This is a genomic window from Acidovorax sp. FG27 (genome assembly GCF_040365715.1).
Classification (GTDB): Bacteria; Pseudomonadota; Gammaproteobacteria; order Burkholderiales; family Burkholderiaceae_C; genus Paracidovorax.
In genome coordinates this window covers 133,435-155,414 of sequence record NZ_BAABVY010000002.1, presented here as the reverse complement: position 1 = coordinate 155,414, position 21,980 = coordinate 133,435, and the positions used below count along the sequence as shown (strand labels likewise).

Annotated in this window: 21 protein-coding genes; 7 read left to right on the top strand and 14 right to left on the bottom strand. The window is 69.9% G+C overall.

Translation table 11 applies throughout. From position 1 onward, the window contains the following. Window positions 1-35: 35 nt before the first annotated feature. The 4 genes from ABWV53_RS01240 to ABWV53_RS01225 all read right to left on the bottom strand — a co-directional run bounded on the left by ABWV53_RS01240 (window position 36) and on the right by ABWV53_RS01225 (window position 5,010). Window positions 36-845, bottom strand: a complete 810-nt coding sequence (locus ABWV53_RS01240) for an aldolase/citrate lyase family protein (RefSeq protein WP_353362104.1) — start codon at window positions 843-845, stop codon at window positions 36-38. Between the two features lie 55 nt (window positions 846-900). Next, window positions 901-2,382, bottom strand: a complete 1,482-nt coding sequence (locus ABWV53_RS01235) for an NAD-dependent succinate-semialdehyde dehydrogenase (RefSeq protein ID WP_353362102.1) — start codon at window positions 2,380-2,382, stop codon at window positions 901-903. Window positions 2,383-2,454: 72 nt separating this feature from the next. After that, on the bottom strand, window positions 2,455-3,984 hold the full coding sequence (locus tag ABWV53_RS01230; RefSeq protein ID WP_353362100.1) for a UxaA family hydrolase: 1,530 nt from the start codon (window positions 3,982-3,984) through the stop codon (window positions 2,455-2,457). Window positions 3,985-4,011: 27 nt separating this feature from the next. After that, complete coding sequence (locus ABWV53_RS01225) at window positions 4,012-5,010, bottom strand: Bug family tripartite tricarboxylate transporter substrate binding protein (protein ID WP_353362098.1); 999 nt, start codon at window positions 5,008-5,010, stop codon at window positions 4,012-4,014. A 117-nt stretch (window positions 5,011-5,127) separates the two neighbouring features. Between ABWV53_RS01225 and ABWV53_RS01220 the strand changes: the two genes are divergently transcribed. Further along, entirely contained in the window at window positions 5,128-6,057 is a 930-nt protein-coding gene (locus ABWV53_RS01220) for a LysR substrate-binding domain-containing protein (RefSeq protein ID WP_353362096.1), read from the top strand. Window positions 6,058-6,133: 76 nt separating this feature from the next. Here ABWV53_RS01220 and ABWV53_RS01215 read toward each other — a convergent pair whose 3' ends face one another. Then, complete coding sequence (locus ABWV53_RS01215; protein ID WP_353362093.1) at window positions 6,134-7,207, bottom strand: patatin-like phospholipase family protein; 1,074 nt, start codon at window positions 7,205-7,207, stop codon at window positions 6,134-6,136. Window positions 7,208-7,296: 89 nt separating this feature from the next. Next, window positions 7,297-8,397: a tartrate dehydrogenase gene (locus tag ABWV53_RS01210; protein WP_353362091.1), complete on the bottom strand. Its 1,101-nt coding sequence runs from the start codon at window positions 8,395-8,397 to the stop codon at window positions 7,297-7,299. Between the two features lie 142 nt (window positions 8,398-8,539). Between ABWV53_RS01210 and ABWV53_RS01205 the strand changes: the two genes are divergently transcribed. The 3 genes from ABWV53_RS01205 to ABWV53_RS01195 are packed head-to-tail and all read left to right on the top strand — an operon-like array spanning window position 8,540 to window position 10,909. Further along, window positions 8,540-9,460: a LysR substrate-binding domain-containing protein gene (locus ABWV53_RS01205; RefSeq protein ID WP_353362089.1), complete on the top strand. Its 921-nt coding sequence runs from the start codon at window positions 8,540-8,542 to the stop codon at window positions 9,458-9,460. Beyond that, a complete protein-coding gene (locus ABWV53_RS01200; protein ID WP_353362087.1) occupies window positions 9,457-10,185 on the top strand; it encodes a helix-turn-helix transcriptional regulator in 729 nt (242 codons plus the stop codon). Before ABWV53_RS01205 ends, ABWV53_RS01200 begins: the two co-directional genes overlap by 4 nt. Before the next feature lie 46 nt (window positions 10,186-10,231). Then, a complete protein-coding gene (locus ABWV53_RS01195) occupies window positions 10,232-10,909 on the top strand; it encodes a glutathione S-transferase family protein (RefSeq protein WP_353362085.1) in 678 nt (225 codons plus the stop codon). Window positions 10,910-10,951: 42 nt separating this feature from the next. Here the strand turns inward: ABWV53_RS01195 and ABWV53_RS01190 are convergent, their stop codons facing one another. Both ABWV53_RS01190 and rpsU read right to left on the bottom strand, forming a co-directional pair. Further along, on the bottom strand, window positions 10,952-11,401 hold the full coding sequence (locus ABWV53_RS01190) for a GatB/YqeY domain-containing protein (protein WP_353362083.1): 450 nt from the start codon (window positions 11,399-11,401) through the stop codon (window positions 10,952-10,954). A 204-nt stretch (window positions 11,402-11,605) separates the two neighbouring features. Next, window positions 11,606-11,818 carry a 30S ribosomal protein S21 gene (gene rpsU, locus ABWV53_RS01185; protein WP_007833691.1) on the bottom strand — a complete coding sequence of 71 codons (213 nt, stop codon included), beginning with the start codon at window positions 11,816-11,818 and terminating at the stop codon, window positions 11,606-11,608. A 308-nt stretch (window positions 11,819-12,126) separates the two neighbouring features. Here rpsU and ABWV53_RS01180 point away from each other — a divergent pair, with 308 nt between their 5' ends. Then, complete coding sequence (locus ABWV53_RS01180) at window positions 12,127-15,345, top strand: EAL domain-containing protein (protein WP_502903806.1); 3,219 nt, start codon at window positions 12,127-12,129, stop codon at window positions 15,343-15,345. Here ABWV53_RS01180 and ABWV53_RS01175 read toward each other — a convergent pair. Together ABWV53_RS01175 and ABWV53_RS01170 are read right to left on the bottom strand one after the other, a co-directional pair. Next, window positions 15,303-15,680, bottom strand: coding sequence for an antibiotic biosynthesis monooxygenase family protein (locus ABWV53_RS01175; RefSeq protein WP_353362080.1), 378 nt, complete (start codon window positions 15,678-15,680; stop codon window positions 15,303-15,305). The two genes, ABWV53_RS01180 and ABWV53_RS01175, sit on opposite strands and share 43 nt — an antisense overlap. Continuing rightward, complete coding sequence (locus ABWV53_RS01170; RefSeq protein ID WP_353362078.1) at window positions 15,677-16,057, bottom strand: NIPSNAP family protein; 381 nt, start codon at window positions 16,055-16,057, stop codon at window positions 15,677-15,679. Before ABWV53_RS01170 ends, ABWV53_RS01175 begins: the two co-directional genes overlap by 4 nt. Window positions 16,058-16,224: 167 nt before the next feature. Here ABWV53_RS01170 and ABWV53_RS01165 point away from each other — a divergent pair, with 167 nt between their 5' ends. Next, window positions 16,225-16,962 carry an ArsR/SmtB family transcription factor gene (locus ABWV53_RS01165; RefSeq protein WP_353362076.1) on the top strand — a complete coding sequence of 246 codons (738 nt, stop codon included), beginning with the start codon at window positions 16,225-16,227 and terminating at the stop codon, window positions 16,960-16,962. Between the two features lie 7 nt (window positions 16,963-16,969). On the opposite strand, the gene ABWV53_RS01160 is transcribed toward ABWV53_RS01165, so the two are convergent. Next, window positions 16,970-18,298, bottom strand: coding sequence for a BaiN/RdsA family NAD(P)/FAD-dependent oxidoreductase (locus tag ABWV53_RS01160; RefSeq protein WP_353362074.1), 1,329 nt, complete (start codon window positions 18,296-18,298; stop codon window positions 16,970-16,972). Next, a complete protein-coding gene (locus ABWV53_RS01155) occupies window positions 18,298-19,422 on the bottom strand; it encodes a sterol desaturase family protein (protein ID WP_353362072.1) in 1,125 nt (374 codons plus the stop codon). Before ABWV53_RS01155 ends, ABWV53_RS01160 begins: the two co-directional genes overlap by 1 nt. A 97-nt stretch (window positions 19,423-19,519) precedes the next feature. Between ABWV53_RS01155 and ABWV53_RS01150 the strand changes: the two genes are divergently transcribed. Then, a complete protein-coding gene (locus ABWV53_RS01150) occupies window positions 19,520-20,026 on the top strand; it encodes an acyl-CoA thioesterase (protein ID WP_353362070.1) in 507 nt (168 codons plus the stop codon). Between the two features lie 61 nt (window positions 20,027-20,087). Here the strand turns inward: ABWV53_RS01150 and cobA are convergent, their stop codons facing one another. Next, window positions 20,088-20,969 carry a uroporphyrinogen-III C-methyltransferase gene (gene cobA, locus ABWV53_RS01145; RefSeq protein ID WP_353362068.1) on the bottom strand — a complete coding sequence of 294 codons (882 nt, stop codon included), beginning with the start codon at window positions 20,967-20,969 and terminating at the stop codon, window positions 20,088-20,090. A 2-nt stretch (window positions 20,970-20,971) separates the two neighbouring features. Beyond that, entirely contained in the window at window positions 20,972-21,889 is a 918-nt protein-coding gene (gene ybiB, locus ABWV53_RS01140) for a DNA-binding protein YbiB (protein ID WP_353362066.1), read from the bottom strand. Window positions 21,890-21,980 lie beyond the last annotated feature (91 nt).

The following is a 21,980-nucleotide window of genomic DNA, read 5'->3' as shown; positions in this document are numbered from 1 at the left end:
TCCAACCGTTGCCGTGGCCTGCTTCCGCCAGCCATTCAATAAGCTGCACTTCGTTGCGGCTCGGCGACAACCCCATCGGCCGCCTCGCTGAACTGTGCCCGCAGCCGCCGCGCCGCGCCCACGAACATCAACACGTCTACTCCCACCGCCACGAAGGTGCAGCCCAAGTCGAGATAGCGCCGCGCCAGCGCCGGGTCCGAGGTCAGCGTGCCGGCGGCCTTGCCGCTCGCGACGATGGTGCGCATGGCGTCCTCGATCGCGGCCTGCACTTGCGGGTGCGCGGGGTTGCCCCGGTGGCCCATGGAGGCGGCCAGGTCCGCCGGCCCGATGAAGACGCCGTGCACGCCCTCCACCGCGCAGATCGCGGGCAGGTGGCTCAGGGCGGTCACGGTCTCGGCCTGCACCAGCAGGCACACCTCGTCGTCGGCCACCGCCAGGTAATCGGCACGGCCGCTCCACTGCGACACCCGGCCCACCGCGCTGCCCACGCCGCGCACGCCGTGGGGCGGGTACTGGGTGGCGGCGGCGATGGCGCGGGCCTGCTCGGGCGTGTCCACCATCGGCACGAGCAGCGTGCGTGCGCCGATGTCCAGCACCTGCTTGATGAGGGCGGTGCTGCCTTCGGCGATGCGCACCACGGGCTGCGAGGGGTAGGGCGCCACCGCCTGCAGCGCGCCAAGCGTGCTGCGCAGGTGGTTGGGCGCATGCTCGCCGTCGATCAGCAGCCAGTCGTAGCCGGTGGTGGCGGCGGCTTCGGCCAGGTACGGGTCGGCCATGGAGAGCCAAAGGCCGATCTGGGGGCGTCGGGCGGCAAGGGCTGCCTTGAAGGGGTTGTGTGCGGGCATGTGTCTCGTGCTTTCTGAAAATGCCATTGGGAAAGAAAAAGCAGTGCCGGGCAAGTCAGTCCAGCCCACCCTGGCACACATACTTGGTGTGCAGGTAGTCCTCCAGCCCATGCGTGGAGCCCTCCCGCCCATAGCCGGACTCCTTCACTCCCCCGAAGGGCGCCGCCTCGGCTGCCAGTGCCCCTTCGTTCACCCCCACGATGCCCGTCTCCAGCAGCCCGGCCACCCGCCAGATGCGCCGCACGTCCCGGCTGTAGAAGTACGCGGCCAGGCCAAAGGGCGTGTCGTTGGCCGCGGCGATGACTTCTTCTTCGCTCTCGAACACGGTGAGCGGTGCCACGGGCCCGAAGGTTTCCTCGCAGGCGCAGGCCATGGTGGCGTCCGCGCCTGTCAGCACCGTGGGCGCGTAGTAGGTGGCGCCCAGCTCCGTCAGGCGCCTGCCGCCCGTCAGCACCTTCGCACCCCGCGCGCGGGCGTCCTGCACGTGGCGCTCGATCTTCTGCACCGCCCGCTCGTTGATCATGGGGCCGATCTGCGAATGGGGATCGCTGGCCGGGCCCACGATCAGCGCACCCACCTTCTCGGCCAGCAGCCGGGCGAAGGTATCGTGCACCTGGGCGTGCACGTAGACGCGGTTGGGGCTCACGCAGGTCTGCCCGCCGTTTCTGAACTTGGCGGCCATGAAGCCTTGCACGGCGGCCTCGACGTCGGCGTCCTCGAAGACGATGAAGGGGGCGTTGCCGCCGAGCTCGAGCGAGAGCTTCTTGAGCGTGTCGGCGCTGCGCCGCGCCAGGTGCTTGCCCACGGGGGTGGAGCCGGTGAAGGTGATCTTGCGCACGCGGGCATCATCCAGCCACACGTCGACCACCTCGGGGGTCTTTTCGCGCGAGGCGGTGACGATGTTGAGCACGCCCGCCGGCACGCCCGCTTCGTGGGCAAGCAGCACCAGGGCCAGGGAGGTGAGCGGGGTGTCCTCGGCGGGCTTGCAGACCACCGTGCAGCCGGCGGCAAGGGCCGGGGCGATCTTGCGCGCGATCATGGCGGCGGGGAAGTTCCAGGGCGTGATGGCGGCGACCACGCCCACGGGCTCCTTCAGCGCGAACATCCGCCGGCCCGGCACGGGCGCGGGGATGACTTCGCCGTTCATGCGCGTCGCCTCTTCGCCGAACCATTCGATGTAGCTGGCCGCGTAGGCGACTTCGCCCTTGCCTTCGGCGAGCGGCTTGCCCTGCTCCAGGGAGATGAGGCGGCCGAGGTCGTCGGTGTGGGCGACGACCAGGTCGTTCCAGCGCTTGATGATGGCGGCGCGCTGCTTGGCCGGCAGGGCGCGCCAGGCGGGGAAGGCGGCGTGGGCCGCCTGAAGTGCGGCCAGGGCCTCGGGCGCGCCGGAGTCGGGCACGGAGGCGATCACCTCGCCGGTCGCGGGGTTGGTGACGGGCAGCAGCGCGCCGGGGCCGGGGGTCCACTGGCCGGCGATGAAGTTGGCGTGGCGGATGAGCTCGGGGCGGGTGAGGGGCGAGGTCGGGGTCTGGGACATGGTGGTTTCAAGGTCAAATGGGCCGCCAGCGCCGGTGGATCCAGCGCATACAGCTATTGTTTCTATAGCGGATCAGCTCACGATGCCCAGATGCCAGGGCACGAACTCGTGGTCGCCCAGGCCCAGCATTTCGCTCTTGGTGGCCTCGCCGCTGGCATGCCGCAGGATCTGCGCGAAGATGCGCTCGCCCATCTCGGGCACCGTCAGCTCGCCGTCCAGGATCACGCCGCAGTTGATGTCCATGTCTTCTTCCAGCCGGCGGTACATGGGCGTGTTGCTGGCGAGCTTGATCGTCGGCGCCGGCTTGCTGCCGAACATCGAGCCGCGCCCGGTGGTGAAGCAGATCAGCTGCGCGCCGCTCGCGATCTGGCCGGTGGCGGCCACCGGGTCGTAGCCCGGCGAATCCATGAAGACGAAGCCGCTCTCGTCGATGCGCTCGGCATATTCGTACACGGCGCGCAGCGGCGTGGTGCCGCCCTTCATGGCCGAGCCCAGCGATTTCTCGAAGATGTTCGCCAGTCCCCCGGCCTGGTTGCCGTGGCCCACCACGCCGTTGAACTGCGCGTTCTGGCCGGCGGCATAGCGCTCCCACCACGCCAGGCGGTCCAGCAGCTTCTGGCCCACCTCGGGCGTGATGGCGCGGCGCGTGAGCATGAACTCCACGCCGTGGATCTCCGGCGTCTCCGACAGGATGGCCGTGCCGCCGTGGCGCACCAGCACGTCCATGGCCGCGCCCAGCGCCGGGTTGGCGGTGATCCCCGAAAACCCGTCCGACCCGCCGCATTCGAGCCCGATCTTCAGGTGGCTCGCCGGCACCGTGCTGCGGCGCGCCGCGTCGGCCGCCGGCAGCATGTCCTCGATCGCGGCGATGCCGGCGGCGATGGTCGCGCGCGTGCCCCCCACGTCCTGCATGACCATCGTGCGCATCAGCCGGCCGGGCTCCAGCCCCTGGGACTCGACCAGGCCATCCACCTGGTTGCGCTCGCAGCCCAGGCCCACGATCAGCACGCCGGCCAGGTTCGGGTGGCGCGCATAGCCCGCGATCGTGCGGCGCAGCACGTCGAAATGCTCGCTGGGGGACGACATGCCGCAGCCGCTGGTCTGCGCGAACGCCACCACCCCGTCCACGTGCGGAAAGTCCCGCAGCCGCTCGGGCGTGAAATGCGCGGCGATCTGCTTGATGACCGTGGCGGAGCAGTTCACCGACGACAGGATGCCGACGAAGTTACGCGTGCCCACGCCGCCGTCCGCCCGCACGAAGCCCTGGAAGGTCGCGCGCTCGGCCTCGGGCACATAGGTCACCGGGCGCACGTCCGCGCCGAAGGCCGGGTCGCGGTAATAGTCCACCAGTTCCAGGTTGTGGCTGTGCACGTACTCGCCGGGCTCCAGGTCGCGGGTCGCCACGCCGATCACCGTGTCGTACTTCTTGACCTGCTCGCCCCGGGCGATGCGCCGCGCCGCGATCTTGTGGCCCGGCGGCACCTGCGCGCGCGCGCGCACACCCAGCTCGGGGATCTCCTGCCCGAGCACCAGCCCGGTCTTGGCGACGAGCACATTGTCGTGGGGGTGCAGGTGCAGCAGAGGACTGTCAAGGCTGGGCATGCGGTGCTTTCATCATCGGTGGGGTGGTCAGGATTTCATCAGCTCGCGCAGCTTGAGCTTGTCGATTAGCACGGTCTCCTTCGCGTAGACCGTGCTCACGTACTTCTCGTAGTCGGGCCCGTCCAGGTAGAGCAGCGGCGCGTCGAGCTTGTCGGCCACCGCCTTGAACTCGGGGCTGGCCACGGCCTGGCGGAAGGCATCGCGCAGTTTCGCCGCCACGGCCGGGTCCAGCCCCTTGGGCGCGCCGATGCCGTTGGGGGCATCGACCACCACGTCCCAACCCAGCTCGCGCAGCGTCGGCACGTCCTTGAAGCGCGCGGTGCGCTGCTCGCCCCAGGTGGCCAGCAGCCGCAGCTTGCCGGCCTCCACGTGCGGCGCCCAGGAGCTGGAGTCCGCCAGCGCATCCACGTGGCCGCCCAGCACGCCCTGCAGCGCCTCGGCGCCGCCCTTGTAGGGCACGTGGTTCAGCTGGATGCCGGCCACGCTGGCGAATTCCTCCATGCCCACGTGCGTGGCGCCGCCCACGCCGGCGTGGGCGTAGGTCACCTTGCCCGGATGGGCCTTGGCGTATTCGACGAAGTCCTTGAGCGTCTTGAAGGGCGAGCCCGCCGGCACCGCGATGCCGAAGGTCTGGCCGGAGGTGCGCGCGATGTAGGTGAAGTCCTTGCGCGGATCGGCCTGCAGCGTGCCCAGCTGCGAGAAGCGGGTGACCGAGATCGGGATCTGCCCGATGGTGTAGCCGTCCGGCTTCGCGCCGGCCAGGGCCTTGGAGCCGATCATGCCGGAGGCGCCGGCCCGGTTCTCCACCGCGATCGGCTGGCCGAGCACGCGGCCGGCCACCGTGCACAGCGTGCGCATCGACTGGTCGGCCGTGCCGCCGGCGGGCCAGGGGCAGATGAAGGTTATGGGGCGGTCGGGATAGGTGCCTTGCGCCAGCAGGCGCGAGGGCGCGGAGGCGAGGGCGAGCGTGGCGGTGCCGAGGGCGCCCAGCACAAGCTGGCGCCGGCCGCAGCGTGGGGTCTGCATGGGTTTGTCTCCTGTTTCTTGGTCTCGGGTGCTGACAGCCGCCATTGTTCAGGCGCAGGCCATGCCGATCCAATGAAAATATGGACTCTCTTCATAACCCGGAAGGAATGAAACCCCATGGCCCAGATCGACCGCGTGCTGCGCTCCAATCTCAAGCTGCGGCACCTGCAGATGCTGGTGGCGCTCGACCAGTTCCGCCATGTCGGGCGGGCGGCGGAGTTCCTCTCCGTCACGCAGCCGGCCGTCTCCAAGACGCTCGCCGAGATCGAGCGCCTGTTCGGCCTGCCGCTCTTCGAGCGCTCGACACGCGGCACCGAGCCCACGGCGGCGGGCGCGAGCGTGGTGCGCTTCGCCCGCTCGGTGCTGGCGGGCTACGAACGCACGCGCGACGAGATCGCCGCCGAGGCCAGCGGCGCCCGTGGGCGCGTGAGCGTGGGCGCCATGGTCGCCGCCACGCCGGGGCTGCTGGCGCAGGCCGTGGAGCGGCTCAAGGCGCGCTCGCCCCACGTCACGGTGCTGATCGAGGAGGGCGACCTCACGCGCCTGCTGCCCCAGTTGCGCCTGGGCGAGCTGGACCTCTTCGTCGGCCGGCTGGAGCCCGGCTACGCCTCGCCCGACCTGGAGACCGAGGCCCTCTACGACGACCCGATGGTGGCCGTGGTGCGCCCCGGCCATGCCCTGGCCCGCAAGCGCCAGCCCCGCTGGTCCGACATCGCCGCCCAGCCCTGCGTGCTTCCGCCGCCCTGGGCCTCGCTGCGCGTGAAGCTGGAGCAGCAGTTCTTCGCGCACGGCCTGCATCCGCCGGCCGACATCGTCGAATCGGCGTCGTTCCTCTCGCAGATCACCTTCGTGCAGCAGCGCGGCGCCGTAGCTTTCATGGCGCGCGCCGTGGCCCGGCACTGCGCCGAGCAGGGCATGGTGGCAGTGCTCAAGCTGCCCGTGCCGGTGGAGTTGCCGCCGGTGGGGATCATCCGGATGCGCGGGCGCGAAGAGACGGCTGTGACGCAGGCGCTGGTGGAATGCCTGAGGGAGGCGCGGGGGCGGTGACGCATCGGCGGGCCGGGGCTTCAGCCCGAGGCCGGGCTGGCCATGGGAGCGCGTGGGCGCGTCCCGATGGGGTCAGTCAGGGCGCCGGGCAGGAGCCGTCCAGCCCCGCCATGCCCGCCAGCTTCTGCAGCCGCGTGCGCTGCTCCAGGCAGACCTGGCGCTGCGCTTCGGCGGCCTTGTGCTGTGCGATGCGGGCGGCCTCGGCGCGGGCCGCCTGCCACTGCGCGACGCGCTCGCGGATCTGCGGCATGGCGGCCAGGGCCGCTTTCTCGCCTTCCAGGATGGCGCTGGCGCGCTGCGTGAAATCGGCCGCGCCGATGTCCAGCACCTGCGGGCGGATGACCACGTCGGCACGCGCAAGCTCGGCGTGGCCCAGCTTATGGCCCATGATGGCGATCGACTGGCCCAGCGTGCCCAGCATGCCGGCGGGCGTCTGGCCACGCGCCTTGTTGGAGATGTCCACCGCCACCACGATGTCGGCGCCCAGCTGGCGTGCCGCGTCCACCGGCACCGGGCTGACGATGCCGCCGTCCACGAAGTGGTACTTGCCGATGGCGACGGGCTGGAACACCCCCGGCACGCTGCTGGAGGCGCGCACCGCCTGGCCCGTGTTGCCGCGTGCGAACACGGTGCGCTCGCCGTCTTCCAGCCGCGTGGCGACCGCCACGAATGGCTTGGCGAGCTTGTCCAGCGGCTGGTTGCGCACCTGCGCGTTGACGTAGTCCTCGAGCTTCTGCCCCAGCACCAGCCCGCCGGACGACAGCTGCAGGTCGCGGATGCTGGTTTCGTCCAGCGCCACGGCCTTTTCCTGCAGCTCGAATGCATTCATGCCGGCGGCGTAGAGCGCGCCGACCACGCTCCCGGCGCTGGTGCCCGCCACCACGGCCGGCGCGAAGGCGTTGGCCTCCAGCATCTTGATGACGCCGATGTGCGCGAACCCCTTGGCCGCGCCGCCGCCCAGGGCGACGCCGATCCTGACGGCGGCGGGCGCGTTGATGGATGCGTTCGTGGATGGGGTGGCGGCCTGCGGCGGCGCGGAAGACGCAGCGCCGCCGGGGCCGGCCGGGGGCGTGCTGCCGCAACCGGCCAGCGCGGCGGCGGCCACCGCGCTCGCGGCGGCCAGGGGGCGAAACAAAGCGGTCAGGCGCATGCCGGTGGGTCAAGCAGTGGAAGGGCCGCCCAGTTTATCGGGCCGGCCCCTGCCACTCCCCCGCCACGGTCGCACCGGGCGGCTGCCGGTCAGCCCTGGGCGATGGCGGCGGCGATGGCCTCGCCCACCTGCGTGGTGTTGGCCGTGCCGCCCAGGTCGGGGGTCTTCGGGCCGGAGCGGATGACCTCCTCGATGGCTGCGACGATGGCATCGTGCGCCTGCCGCCCCGCGCCCTGGCCCCGCGTGAGGAAGTCCAGCATCAGCGCGCCCGACCACACCATGGCGATGGGGTTGGCGATGTTCTTGCCGTAGATGTCCGGCGCCGAGCCGTGCACGGGCTCGAACAGGCTGGGGAAGCTGCGCTCCGGGTTCAGGTTGGCCGAGGGTGCCAGGCCGATAGTGCCGGTGGTGGCCGGGCCCAGGTCGGAGAGGATGTCGCCGAACAGATTGGTGGCGGCCACCACGTCGAAGCGGCCGGGCTGCAGCACGAAGCGGGCGGTGAGGATGTCGATGTGCTGCTTGTCCAGCGTGATGCCCGGATAGTCCTTGGCCACCTCGTCGGCCCGCTTGTCCCACCAGGGCATGCTGATGGCGATGCCGTTGCTCTTGGTGGCCAGCGTCACATGCTTCTTCGGGCGGCTCTGGGCCAGGTCGAACGCGTACTTCAGCAGGCGGTTGGCGCCGTGGCGCGAATAGACAGATTCCTGGATCACGATCTCGCGGTCGGTGCCTTCATACATCACGCCGCCGAGCGACGTGTATTCGCCTTCGGTGTTTTCGCGCACCACGTAGTAGTCGATATCGCCCGGCTTGCGCCCGGCCAGCGGGCAGGGCACGCCTTCGAAGAGCCGCACGGGGCGCAGATTGATGTACTGGTCGAATTCCCGGCGGAACTTGAGCAGCGAGCCCCACAGCGACACGTGGTCGGGCACGGTGGCAGGCCAGCCCACGGCGCCGAAGAAGATCGCGTCCATGCCCGAGAGCTGCGCCTTCCAGTCGTCCGGCATCATCTGGCCGTGCGCGGCGTAGTAGTCGCAGCTGGCCCATTCGAAGGTGTGCAGCTGCAGCTGGAAGCCGAAGCGGTCGGCGGCTGCCTGGATGGCGCGCAGGCCCTCGGGCATCACTTCCTTGCCGATGCCGTCGCCCGGCAACACGGCGATCTTGAAGGTGGTGGTGGGAAGACTGGACATGCGTAACTCTCTCCTGCCGAAGCGAAAGGGTGAAGGGGGTCGAAGCGCGGCAAGCGCCGCCTGCTGCAACGAGGTGCCGCGATTCTTCGGCAAACCGCCCGGCAATACAATCCGCGCACTGTGGTTCCATTGTTCACACATCGTGCATAAAAATCCCGCCACCGACGACCTGCGTGTCTTCACGGCGGTGGTGCGCCGGGCGAGCTTTGCGGAGGCCGCCACCGAGCTGGGCGCCTCGCCCGCCTACGTCAGCAAGCGCATCCGCCTGCTGGAGGAGGAACTGGCGGTGAAGCTGCTGCACCGCACCACGCGCCGCGTGGCGGTGACGGAGGAGGGCGAGCGAGTCTTCCACTGGGCCCAGCGCATCCTCGACGACTGGGACCAGCTGCTGCAGGAGGTGGCCGTGACCCGGCGCGAGCCCCGCGGCCTGCTCAAGGTGAGTTGCAGCTTCGGCTTCGGGCGGCGGGTCGTCGCGCCGGTGTTGTCGCAGCTGGTGGAGCGGCACCCCGGCCTGCAGGTGCGCCTGGAAGTGTTCGACCGGCTGGTGGACGTGGCGGGCGAAGGCTTCGACCTCGACGTGCGCGTGGGCGATGAGATCGCGCCGCACCTCATCGCCCGCCGGCTGGCCGACAACCAGCGGGTGCTGTGCGCCGCGCCGGCCTATCTGGCGCGCAAGGGCGTGCCGCGCAGCGTGGCCGATCTGGCCAGCCACGACTGCCTGGTCATCAAGGAGCGGGACCACCCTTTCGGCGTCTGGCGGCTGCGCAGCGGCGGCGCTGACGAGACGGTCAAGGTGCGCGGCCCGCTGTCGGCCAACAACGGCGAGATGGCCGTGCAGTGGGCGGTCGATGGGCGAGGCATCGTGCTGCGCTCGCTCTGGGACGTGGGGGCGGAGCTGCGTTCCGGCCGCCTGGTGCGGCTGCTGCCTGAATGGTGGCAGGAGGCCAACATCTGGGCCGTGTACCCGACCCGGCTGGAGCGGTCGGCCAAGGTGCGCGTCTGCGTCGAATTTTTGCAGGCGCATTTCGCCCGCCAGGCGTGGGATGGCGGAGGCGCCGCATGAGCCGCCCCGTCCGCTCGGCGCGGCTGCTGCGGTTGCTCGACGAGCTGCGCCGCTGCCGCCAGCCCGTCTCCGGCGCCCAGTTGGCCGAGCGCCTGGAGGTCAGCCTGCGCACGCTCTACCGCGACATCGCCGTGCTGCGCGAGCAGGGGGCCGACGTGGCGGGCGACGCGGGCGTGGGCTACCAGCTGCGCCCCGGCTTCCTGCTGCCGCCCTTGATGTTCCCGACCGAAGAGCTGGAGGCGCTCTTGCTCGGCGCCCGCTGGGTGGCCTCGCATGCCGACCCGGAGCTCGCGCGGGCGGCGGGCCAGGCCATGGAGCGCATCGCCGGCACGCTGCCGCCCTTGCTGCGGCTGGAGGTGGAGACCAGCGGGCTGTTCGCGCCCCAGTGGTCGGGCCCGGCGACCGAGCCCTGGCTCCAGGCCTTGCGCCACGCCATCCGGGCCGGCCACGCGGTGCGCATGCGCTACACCGATGCGGACGGCGCCGTGACCGACCGGACCGTGTGGCCCTTCGCCATGGCCTTCCTGGCCGACCTGCGGATGCTGGCGGGCTGGTGCGAGCTGCGCCAGGATTTCCGCCACTTCCGGGCCGACCGGGTGCTGTCGCTGGAAGACACGGGCCGCCGCTACCCGGCCATGCGGCACCAGTTGCTGCGGCGGTGGCAGCAGGAGCGCCTGCGCAAGCTCCCCGGGCCTGGGATCACCGGCACTGCTGACAGGATCTGACAGTGGCGGCGCGCAGACTGCAGGCTCTTTCACCCCTGGAGCCGCCATGAGCGCCGAACCCCTGATCTTCTACACCCACCCCATGTCGCGCGGCCGTGTCAGCCGCTGGATGCTGCAGGAAACCGGGTTGCCCTACGACGAGGTGATCCTCGACTACGGCACCACCATGAAGGCGCCCGAGTACCTGGCCATCAACCCCATGGGCAAGGTGCCCGCCTTGCGCCACGGCGGCGTCACCATCACCGAGGGCGCGGCCATCTGCCTGCACCTGGCCGACCTGGCGCCGGACCGTGCGCTGCTGCCACCGCCCGGCTCCGCGCTGCGGGGCCTGTGCTACCGCTGGCTTTTCTTCGCGGCCGGCCCGATGGAGTCATTTTTGACGGCGCGCAAATATGGCGCGCTGGCCCCCGCGATGGAGGCCGGCTACGGCCAGGAAGCCGACCTGATGCGCACGCTCGAGCAGGCCGTGGCCGGCAGGTCCTGCGTGGCCGGAGAGCAGTTCACCGTCGCCGATCTGTACCTGGCCTCCTTGCTGGGCTTTTACATGCGCATGGGCATGCTCGAGCAAAAGGCCGTGTTCGAGGACTACGCCATGCCGCACCTGCAGCGCCCGGCCGCGTTGCGCGCCCAGGCGCGGGACGACGCCCTGATGGCGGCGCACCCGCATCCCGCGGCCGCAGCCGTGGAGGCGGCGACCACGGCCACGGGCCCGGCTGCCGCATGAGGTGCGATGACGCGGGGCGAGGCCCGCGCCCCTGACGGTGCTTCAGCCCGCCAGCGCCGCCTTCACTGCGGCCGAGACCTGGCCCATGTCGGCCTTGCCCGCCAGGCGCGTCTTGACCGCGCCCATCACCTTGCCCATGTCGCCCGGCCCGGCGGCGCCCAACTCGGCCACGATGGCCTTCACGGCGGCGGTCACTTCCTCGGCCGACATGCGTTCAGGCAGATAGGCCTGCAGCACCACCAGTTCCGACTTCTCCTTGTCCGCCAGGTCCTGCCGGCCGGCGCCTTCGAAGGCGGCGATGGAGTCCTTTCGCTGCTTGATGAGCTTGTCGACGATGGCGACGATGGCCGCGTCGTCTTCCAGCGCCACGCGCTCATCCACTTCCTTTTGCTTGATCGCCGCCTGCAACAGGCGAATGGTGCCCAGGCGCTCGGAGTCCTTGGCGCGCATGGCGGTCTTCATGTCTTCGGTGATCTGTTCCTTGAGGCCCATGGTGGCTTCCTTGATATTGATGGCAGAGAAGATGGGTTTGCACGAAGCACTTCCGGCGAGGCGCAGCGCCGCAGACGGTCGTGCTACTTACTGCTAAGGCGCTGCAACCCTGCTGGACGGGCTTTTCGCAGACCCGCAAAAACGAAAAAACCCGCGCTTGGCGTCCCTAGCGCGGGTTGTCGGCTTGAACGCCGGCGGTACGGATCAGTACAGCTTCTTGGGCAGTTGCATGCTGCGAACGCGCTTGTAGTGGCGCTTCACGGCGGCCGCCTTCTTGCGCTTGCGCTCGGCGGTGGGCTTTTCGTAGAACTCGCGGGCGCGCAGGTCGGTCAGCAGGCCCAGCTTTTCGATGGTGCGCTTGAAGCGGCGCAGCGCCACGTCGAAGGGTTCGTTCTCTTTCACGCGAATGGTGGTCATCAGCTCGATATTTCCAATGTGTGCCGGCAGAGGGTTTTCAGGAGATCGGGCCTGAAAGCCATACGCGGCGAAATTCCCGTCTATAACTAGTATTGGCCGACGGGGTTTGCCAGCAAAGCCGGAGATTATAGCCCCTGTTTGCCGTGCGTCTACCAGCAAGGGTGGCGCCGAGAGCGCGTGGCCGCAGCTTCCCGAGTAATGGGCTTGGAATTTGCTTTGTTAACTTTGGTTATTTACCGCCTTGCGGCCGTTGTTTTTCTTCGCATTCCGCGAGGTGGCGATCTCCTGGCTTCCCCCGATCCATCGACATGATGCAACGCGTTTCGCGCTGGCTGGGCCGGCTCAGCGTGGGCCGCAAGCTCATGCTCATCTATCTGCTCGATCTGACCGCGGTCATCTACGTATCGGGCATCCTCATCCACGAGAAATTCCTGGCGATCGACTTCGCACGCAAGGAGATCGTCGGCACCGCGTATGCATCGGTCATCCGCGACGCGCTGATGGGCGCGTTCACGGCGGGCGACGGCGTGCCGCCCACGCTGGTGCTCGAGCGCCTGGTGCAGGCGCGCGCCCTGCATGACGCGCGCCTGAAGACCGCCGAGCCCGCCGGGCGCTTCGAGGCATTGCTGCGCCAGTCGGTCGATGCCGACACGGCGCCCGTGGCGGGCCGCGAAAGGGCCGCGGCGCGGGGCGATTTGCTGCGCGAGGGGCGTGAATTGCTGACCACCGTGGGCAACCAGTCCAACCTGATCCTCGACCCCGACCTGGACAGCTACTACGTCATGTCGCTGATCCTGCTGCGGTTTCCCGAACTGCTGCAGGTCACGCACGACACGGTGGTGTTTCTCACCACACCCTCGGTGCGCCAGGGCAGCCCGGGCGGCCATCGGTCGGCCGAATTGCTGACGCTCGCCGGCCGGCTGGACGCCGTGATGCTCGGCATCGACTCCGACTACAACCAGGCGTTCATCGCCGGCTCGGCCGAGATGCGCTCGGCCCTGACGCAGCAGCGCGAGGCGCTGAAGGCGGCGGGGGCCGACTTCCAGTCGCTGCTGCAGGCGATCGCGCAGGGTGAGACGTCGGCCGCGCTCGCCGACCTGCCCGACCGGCACCGCGCCCTGCACCTGAACCTGCAGACCGCGTGGGAGCAGGGCACCCTCCAGCTCGATCAACTGCTCTATGCGCGGGTGGACGACCTCTTCGCCCGCATGTGGCTGCACCTGGGCACGGCCGTGCTGCTGCTGGGCTGCATCCTCAGCCTGGTCACGCTGGTGGCGCGGCAGATCGCCAAGCCGCTGCAGCAGCTGGCGCGCGTCGCCGACGAGGTGCGCCGCAGCGGCGACCACAGCTTGCGCGCCCACTGGACGAGTGGCGACGAGATCGGCCGCCTGGTGACCGCCTTCAACGGCATGCTGGCCCAGCTGGACCGCGAGCGGCTGCTGCAGCAGGAGCTGGCCGCCAGCGCCCGCGCCGCCGAGGCGCAGCGCGAGCTGGTCGAGGCCTTCCCCGTCCCGATGGTCGTCACGTCGGTGCCCGAGCACGAGGTGTTGCACGCCAACGCGCCGGCCAGCCTCTGGCTGGGCGACACCCTGCGCGACCCATGGCACCGGGGGCTGGAGCCCGGCGTGCGGGCGCGCTTTTTCCAGCGGCTCGCCGACCACGGCGTGGTCGATGAGTTCGAAGTGCGCTGGAAGGGCGGCGCCGAGCCGCTCTGGGCCGTGCTGTCGGCGCGGTGCCTGCGCTTCCAGGGGCGCGACGCCATGCTCACGGCCTTCACGCCGATCAACGCGCTCAAGCTGATGGAGCAGCGGCTGGAGTTGTGGGCCAAGGTGTTCGAGGCCTCCTCCGAGGGCATCATCATCATGACGGAGGACCAGAAGATCGTCAGCGTGAACAAGGCCTTCTGCCGCAGCACGAACTACGACTTCTACGAGGTCATCGGCGAGCACCTGGCGGTGCTGCTGGACGACAAGCGCGACCCGCCGCTGGGCGTCGTGATCGCGCGCACGCTCAAGGACAAGGAGTCCTGGCAGGGCGAGGTGCGGCTGCGGCGGCGCTCGGGCGACACCTATCCGGCCTGGCTGATGGTGTCCGCCGTGCGCGAGGGCAAGAACGGCGCGGTCGCCAACCACATCGGCATCGCCATCGACATCACCGACCGCAAGCGCAGCGAGGAGCGCATCCAGTTCCTGGCGCACCACGACGTGCTCACAGAGCTGCCCAACCGCTCCCTCTGCGTGCAGCGTCTGCAGGTCGCGCTGGCGCAGGCCAGCGCCACCAGGGAGCGCGTCGCCGTGCTGTTCATCGACCTGGACCGCTTCAAGGCCATCAACGACACGCTGGGACACCACATCGGCGACGGGCTGCTGCGGTCGGTGGCCGGGCGGCTCACCCAGGCCACGCGCCAGGGCGACACGGTCAGCCGGCTGGGCGGCGACGAATTCGTCATCGTCATGCCCAGCGTGGGCAGCGCCGAGGATGTGCTGCTGGCCGTGGAGCAGCGGCTGATCCCGGCCATCCGCCAGAGCCACCCGGTGCAGGGGCACGAGCTGAACGTGTCGTGCAGCGTGGGCATCGCCGTGTACCCCGAGGACGGGACCGACATCGACGAGCTGATGCGCCGCGCCGACACGGCCATGTATGAAGCCAAGACCACCGGGCGCGACATGGCGCGGCTCTATTCGCTGGAGACCGACCAGCGCGTGCAGGCCCGCCAGGCCCTGGAGCAGCAACTGCGCCGTGCGATGGAGCGGGACGAGCTCGAGCTGCACTACCAGCCACGCGTGGATGCGCGCAGCGGCCGCATGACGGGCCTGGAGGCCCTGCTGCGCTGGAACCACCCGGTGCTGGGCCAGGTGCTGCCGGGCGAATTCATTCCCATCGCCGAAGAATCCGGCCTGATCCGTCCCATCGGCAGCTGGGTGATGGAGCAGGCGTGCGAGCAGTGGGTGCGCTGGCAGCACCCGGTCGCCGGCGCGGCGCCGCTAGGCAGCCTGCCGGTGTCGGTCAACCTGTCGGCCGCGCAACTTGCCGATCCGCAGCTCGTGCCCGACCTGCGCCTGCTGCTCGCCCGCTGCGCCATGCCCGCGCAGTGGCTGGAGCTGGAACTGACCGAGTCGCAGCTGATGGAAAACGCCGGCGCCGCCCAGCAGCAGCTGGCCGCGCTGAAGGCGCTGGGCGTGCAGCTGTCCATCGACGACTTCGGCACCGGGTACTCCAGCCTGGCCTATCTCAAGCGCTTCGACATCGACAAGCTGAAGGTGGACAAGTCGTTCATCCGCGACATGCTCACCAGCCCGGCCGACATGGCGATCACCCGCGCCGTCATCGCCCTGGGCCACACGCTGGGCCTGAAGGTGGTGGCCGAGGGCGTGGAGGACGAGGCCACCGCGCAGGCCCTGGAAACGCTGGATTGCGACGAGCTGCAGGGCTTTCACTTCAGCCGGGCATTGCCGGTGGCGGCGCTGGCCGACTGGGTGGACGGTCACGCGCGCGGGCGCTTCGCGCCGGCTTCGCCGCCATCGTGAACGGCACGCGAATCGGCGGGGGCCTGCATGCGGTCGTTGAGACCATAGTCCCGGATCACCGTCGCCACCCGAAGCCGGTAATCGGTGAAGACGCCCGATCGCCCGGCGGCCTGCGCGTCGCGGTGCGGGCCGTGACGGCGCCATCGCGCGACCGCTGACGCGTCGCGCCAGAAGGACAGCGACAGCAGCTTGCCCGGCTGGCTCATGCTCTCGAAGCGCTCGATGGAGACGAACCCGTCCATGCGTTCCAGTTCGGCGCGCAACGCAGCGGCGGAATCCAAGTAGAACGGCCGGCCCGCCGGGCTGGGCATGACCTCGAAGATGACGGCGATCATGCCGCGGCTCCCGGCGCCAGGTTCGGCGCCGACAGGGGCGGATGCGGCGCCAGCGCGGGGCACTGGAACGTGCCGTCCACCACCTCGGTGAACGTGCGCTGCTCGCGCAGGATGAAGCGCTGGCGCCGTGCCCGCTCGAAGTTGGCCCGGCCTTCGGGGTCGGCCCGCAAACGGGCGCGGTAGGCCTCGTACGCGGCCAGGCTGTCAAAGGCGATGATGCCCCACGCCTCGTCGTTGGTGCCTTCGCTGGGCAGGAAGTAGCCCAGCAGGTGTCCGCCGCAGCGCGGAATGATGTGTCCCCAGTGCTCGGCATATTCCCGGAAGGCGTCGATCTGGAAAGGATCGAGCTGGTAGCGGATGAAGCAGGTGAAGATCATGGGCAGGTCCTTGGATGAGCGGGTGACGGGACATGGCCGGTGCGGGACTCGGGCCCGCCCGGAGCTGAAGCGGCGCTGCAGCCCGGTGAGTGGACCGCGTTGGCCGGCCGCGATGCTTCGTTGCGGAGCGAAGCATCGCTGCCGGCCACTGCAGCACACTGGACGGCATGAACACGAACCAGATCGCCCACATCGCAGCCCTCGCCGGAGAGCCCGCCCGCACGGGCATGCTGCTGGCGCTGATGGACGGTCGCTCCCTGACCGCGCGCGAGCTGGCCGATGCCGCGCACATCACGCCGGCCACCGCCAGCCGGCACCTGGCCCTGATGGTGCAGGCGGGCCTGCTGGCCGTGCACAGCCAGGGACGCCACCGATACCATCGCCTGGCCTGCGCCGACGTGGCGCGGTGGTTGGAAGGGCTGATGCAACTGGCGGCGCACCAGGCCCCGGCTGCGCGCAGTCCGGTGGTAGGGCCACGCGATGCGGCGCTGCGCAGAGCCCGTACCTGCTACGACCACCTGGCAGGCAGGCTGGCCGTGACCATGGCCGGTCATCTGCTGGCCGAGGGCGCAGTCGTGTTCGAGGGGCAGGAGGGCAGCCATGTCACCGACCGGGCCGTGGTGGTGGGGGGCTTGATCGGGCTGGATGCTGCGGGCGGCGCGCCTGCGGGCAGCGCGCCTGCGGGGGCGAGCCGTCGCCCGCTGTGCCGTCCGTGCCTGGACTGGAGCGAGCGCCGCCTGCACGTGGCAGGGCGGCTCGGCGCCATGCTGTGCGCGCACTGCATGGGCGCTGGCTGGCTCGTTCGCAGCCAAGGGTCTCGCTCTCTCTCCATCACGCCACCGGGCGCCGCCGCGCTGCGGAACTGGCTCGGCCACGCGCGCTGGAGCGAGGTTGTCGGAGATTGATGCCCGCTCAGCCGGCCGGCAGTGCCTGCGCGCAGGCGTGGGCGCTGGCCCAGGCCCACTGGAAGTTGTAGCCGCCCAGCCAGCCGGTGATGTCCACCACCTCGCCGATGAAGTAGAGGCCGGGCTGGGCCTTGGCCTCCATCGTCTGCTGCGACAGCGCCCGGGTGTCAATGCCGCCCAGCGTCACTTCCGCCTTCTTGTAGCCCTCGGTGCCGGTGGGCACCAGCTCCCAGTGCGCCAGTTGGTCGGCCAGGCGTGCCAGGGCCTTGTCGGCGGCCTCGTTGATGGGGCGCTGCCAGTCCGGGCTCTGCTGGGCCCAGGTGTCGGCCAGGCGGCTGGGCACCAGCGTGGCCAGTTCGTTGGCGATGAGCTTCCTCGAACGGGCCTTGGCCGCCGCCAGCGCCCAGGGCAAATCGACGCCGGGCGCCAGGTCGATGGCGAGCGGGGTGCCCGGTTGCCAGTAGCTGGAGATCTGCAGCACCGCCGGGCCCGACAGGCCCCGGTGGGTGAACAGCAGGTCTTCCAGGAAGGCCGTGCGCTCTTTCTTTCTGCCGCTGGGCCGCCCCGAGGCAGAAACGGCCCCCTCGGGGGGCGGCGACCCGCGGAGCGGCGGAGCTTGGGGGCGGTCAGGGGTGCCGGTGGCGATCTGCACGGGCAGCGCCAGGCCCGAGAGCTGGGCGTACGGCGCCCAGGCGTGCGCGTCGAAGGTGAGCGGCACCAGGCCCGGCCGGCGCTCCACCAGCGGAATGCCGAACTGCTCGGCGAGCCGGTAGCCGAAGTCGGTCGCGCCGATCTTCGGGATCGACAGCCCGCCCGTGGCGATCACCAGGCTGCGTGTGGCGATGCGGCCCCTGCTGCTATTGATTTGATAGCTTCCTGCGCTTGATGCATCAGCGCTGGAGGCCAAAAAGGCAATATCTTTCACGCTGCATGGCTGCCACCGCTTGACTCCGCCCGCCGCGCACTCGGCCAGCAGCATCTGGATGATGTCCTCCGCCGACCGGTCGGCGAAGAGCTGGCCCTTGTGTTTCTCGTGGTGGGCGATGCCGTGCCGGTCCATCAGCGCGATGAAGTCGGCGGGCGTGTAGCGCGACAGCGCCGAGCGCGCGAACTGCGGGTTCTGCCCCACGAAGTGCCTGTGGGGCGCCCGCACGTCGAGGTCGCGGTTGGTGAAGTTGCAGCGGCCGCCGCCGGAGATGCGGATCTTCTCCGCCACCTTCTCGGCGTGGTCGATCAGCAGCACCTTCAGGCCGCGCTGGCCCGCCTGCGCCGCGCAGAAGAGGCCGGCCGCGCCAGCGCCGATGACGACGGCGTCGAATGCATGAACGCCGTCCATCAGCCCTTCCACGTGAACGGGAACTTCAGCTGCTTCACGAAGCCATTGGGCACGTAGTCGCCCAGCACCCCGTACTGCTCGGGCCAGAGCTTGGTGCTCTTCACCGCGGTGCCGAAGGCGTAGTCGATGAACGCGAAGTGGGCAGCGTAGTTGCGGTCCAGCGCCTCCTGGTCCTGGCTGTGGTGCCAGTGGTGGAAGTTGGGCGTGACCAGGATGTAGCGCAGCGGGCCCAGCCGCACGCTGACGTTGGCATGGTTGAACACCGCCTGGAAGCCGACGATGACGATGTAGGCGTCGATCACTTCCTTGGAAAAGCCCAGCACGTAGATTGGCGCCAGCACCAGCGTGCGGGTGATGAGCAGCTCCAGGATGTGCTGGCGCGAGCCGGCCATCCAGTCCATGCTTTTCACGCTGTGGTGCACGGCATGCAGGCGCCAGAGCACCGGCACCTCGTGGTAAGCGCGGTGCGTCCAGTACTGCACCAGGTCGGCCACCAGCACGATGAGAAAGAGGGCCAGCCAGAAGTTGAGGCCCTGCACCCAGCCGCGCACGCCGTCGCTGGCGGCCCAGCCGAAGAACTTGTGCACCATCAGGTTGGTGGCCAGCAGCACGAAGCCGACCACCATGTGGTTCACGATGAAATGGTGGAAGTCGGTCTGCCACTCGGGCCGGAAGATGGGCTGGTCCCGCCGCAGCGCGAACAGCTTCTCGATGAAGATGAAGATGAGGGCGCTGCCCAGCAGGTCGAGGATGAACCAGTCCAGGCCGATGTAGGGCGTGCCATCGGCGAAGTCCTGCACCGGCACCTTGTGGCCGCCCAGCATGGTGGCCGACACCACCAGCAGGAACGCCGCCGACGACAGCCAGCGCGAGCGGTTGAAGAGGATGTTGACCAGCGAGAGCCCGCCCGCCACCACCAGCGCCACGAAGAGGATGGTGCGGATCACGTCCACGTCGTAGCTCTTGCGCAGCTGCGGCGTGGTGAGGTACTGCGGAAAGTGGAAGGCGATCACGCCCAGCAGGCACAGGATGCCCAGCGACAGCGCGATCACGCCGGTGATGATGCCCTTGCCCGGGCGCAGCGCGCCGTGGCTCTGGGTGAAGTCGTTCAGTTTGCCCAGCATGTGTCTGAAGCCACCTTCGAGGAAAGAATGGGCGCGAGTGTAGCGAAGCCGCCTCAGCCATCCGCTCAAAATGTAAGCCGGCTCCTACAATCGAGCGATGACCACGAAGATCCCTGCGCACCAGCTCAGCATGACGGTGCTGATGTCTCCCGACATGGCCAATTTCTCGGGCAATGTGCACGGCGGCGCCGTGCTCAAGCTGCTGGACCAGGTGGCCTACGCCTGCGCCTCGCGCTATTCGGGCTGCTACACGGTGACGCTCAGCGTGGACCAGGTCATGTTCCTGCAGCCCATCCACGTGGGTGAGCTGGTGACCTTTTTGGCCAGCATCAACTACACGGGCACCTCGTCGATGGAGGTGGGCGTGAAGGTGGTGGCCGAAAACATCCGCACCCGGGTCGTGCGGCACGTGAACAGCTGTTTCCTCACGATGGTGGCGGTCGACGAAGCGCGCAAGCCGACGGCGGTGCCGCCGCTGTCGCCCTCCACGCCGGACGAGCGCCGGCGCTGGGCTGCAGCGCTGCTGCGCAAGGAATTGCGGCGCGAACAGGCCTCGCGTTTCGAGCAGGTGCGGCTGGCGGCCGCGGGCCAGGCGGCGGGCTGATACGCCCTGGCCGGGCGGCGCCGGTCGCCCGCCGCGTGCCGCAGCAGTCCGTTCTCGTGCGTCAGCGCACGTGCCGCATCGGCTGCGGCGCGGCCGGCAGCAGGCCTGCGTCCACTTCCGTGCCCTGCGCGGCCGCCACACCGCTCACCACGTCGCCGATCACGATCACCGAAGGGCTCGCGAGCTGCTCGCGCTCGATGGTGGCGTGCAGCTCGCCCAGCGTGGTCAGGGCGTGGCGCTGGCAGGGCAGGCTCACGTGCTGGATCACCACCACCGGCGTGCTGGCCGGCAGGCCGGTGAGCAGCTCGTCCTGGATGTGCTGCGCGCTGCTCACGCCCATGTAGATCACCAGGGTGAGCCGCGCCTCGCGGGCGGTGGTGGCCAGTTGGCGCCAGTCGGTGCCCGTGTCGCCCGGCTTGGCATGGCCGGTGACGAAGATCACGCCGTGCGCATGCTCGCGGTGCGTGAGCGGGGTGCCCAGCAGCGTCATGCCGGCCAGGCCCGCGGTGATGCCGTTGATCACCGTCACGTGGATGCCTGCGGCGCGCAGGTGCTCGACCTCCTCGCCGCCCCGGCCGAAGATGAACGGGTCGCCGCCCTTGAGCCGCACCACGTTCTCGCCCTCGTTCACGGCCATCACCATCAGCTTTTCGATGAAGGCCTGCGGCGTGCTCTTGCAGCCCCCGCGCTTGCCCACGTGCACGATGCGCGCGGTGGGCGCGGCATGCGCCACCACCTCGTCGCTGACGAGGTCGTCCACCAGCAGCACCGTGGCCGCCTGGATGGCCTTGAGCGCCTTGAGCGTGAGCAGCTCCGGATCGCCCGGGCCGGCGCCCACCAGCGTGCAGCTGCCGCGCACGGCGTGGGCGCCCCCCAGTGGGGACTTGCCGCGCGCAGCGCCTGGGGCTGCAGCGTCTCGGGGTGGGGTGGTGGTGCGGTTCATGGCTATGTCTCCGAAAGGATTTGGCGGCTGGTACGCAATATGTGTTCCACCTGCCGTGCCAGCGCGGCGGGCACCGGCAGCTCGCCCGCCAGCACGCGGCGGGTGTAGTCGGCGGTGGTCTGCACGTCGATCTCCAGCGGCAGGCCGGCGACCTCCGACGCGGTGCCGGGCTGCTGCTCGTCCAGCAACTGGTGCGTGCCGCCGACGAAGGCGTCGTAGCGCGGCGTGCGGCGCGGGTCGGCGGCGACCTCGCCCTCCAGCCCGCGCGAGAGCAGGGCGTTCATGCCCATCGTGGTGAACGTGGCGCAGAGCATGTCGAAGTACTCGGGGTGCGTGTAGCTGGCCACCACCAGCGCCGGGCCGGCGCAGGGGTTCATCAGCTTGGTGACGCTGTGGCCGGGGTTGCGCAGGCCGACCACTTCGCGGGCCGCCAGCAGGCGCGCCAGGCCCGGGTGCAGGCGCTCGGTGTGGATGTGCGCGACCGTGCCATTTGCTATCTTTTTGGGAGCATCCAGCGCAGGAATGCCGAGCGCCAGCAGCACGTCGGACGCCAGGACGCGGCGCGCCTCGGTGCGCATGCCGTGCAGCAGCACCGGCAGTCCTTCACGCGCCAGCAGCAGCGCGAGCAGCGGCGTCAGCACCGGCAGCTTGCGCGCGCCGTTGTAGCTGGGCAGCACGATGACCGGCGCGTCACCGGCCGGCAGAAGCGCCAGCCGTGCATGCACCGCGTCGAGGAAGCCACACATCTCGTCGGTGGTCTCGCCCTTGATGCGCATGGCGATGCAGAAGGCGCCGACTTCCAGGTCGGTGACCTGGCCGTCGAGCACCTGGCCGAAGAGGTCGGCGGCCTGGGCGCGGCCCAGCGGCTTGGCGCCGCGCGCGCCGCGGCCTATTTCCTTGAGATAGTGGCTGATGCCCATGACGGACTGGCTGGAGAGCAGTGAAGGGAGGTGGAAGAGGGCGACAGCGCACGACGGGGCGACGGAGCGAGGACCGGATTGTCCCGCAGGT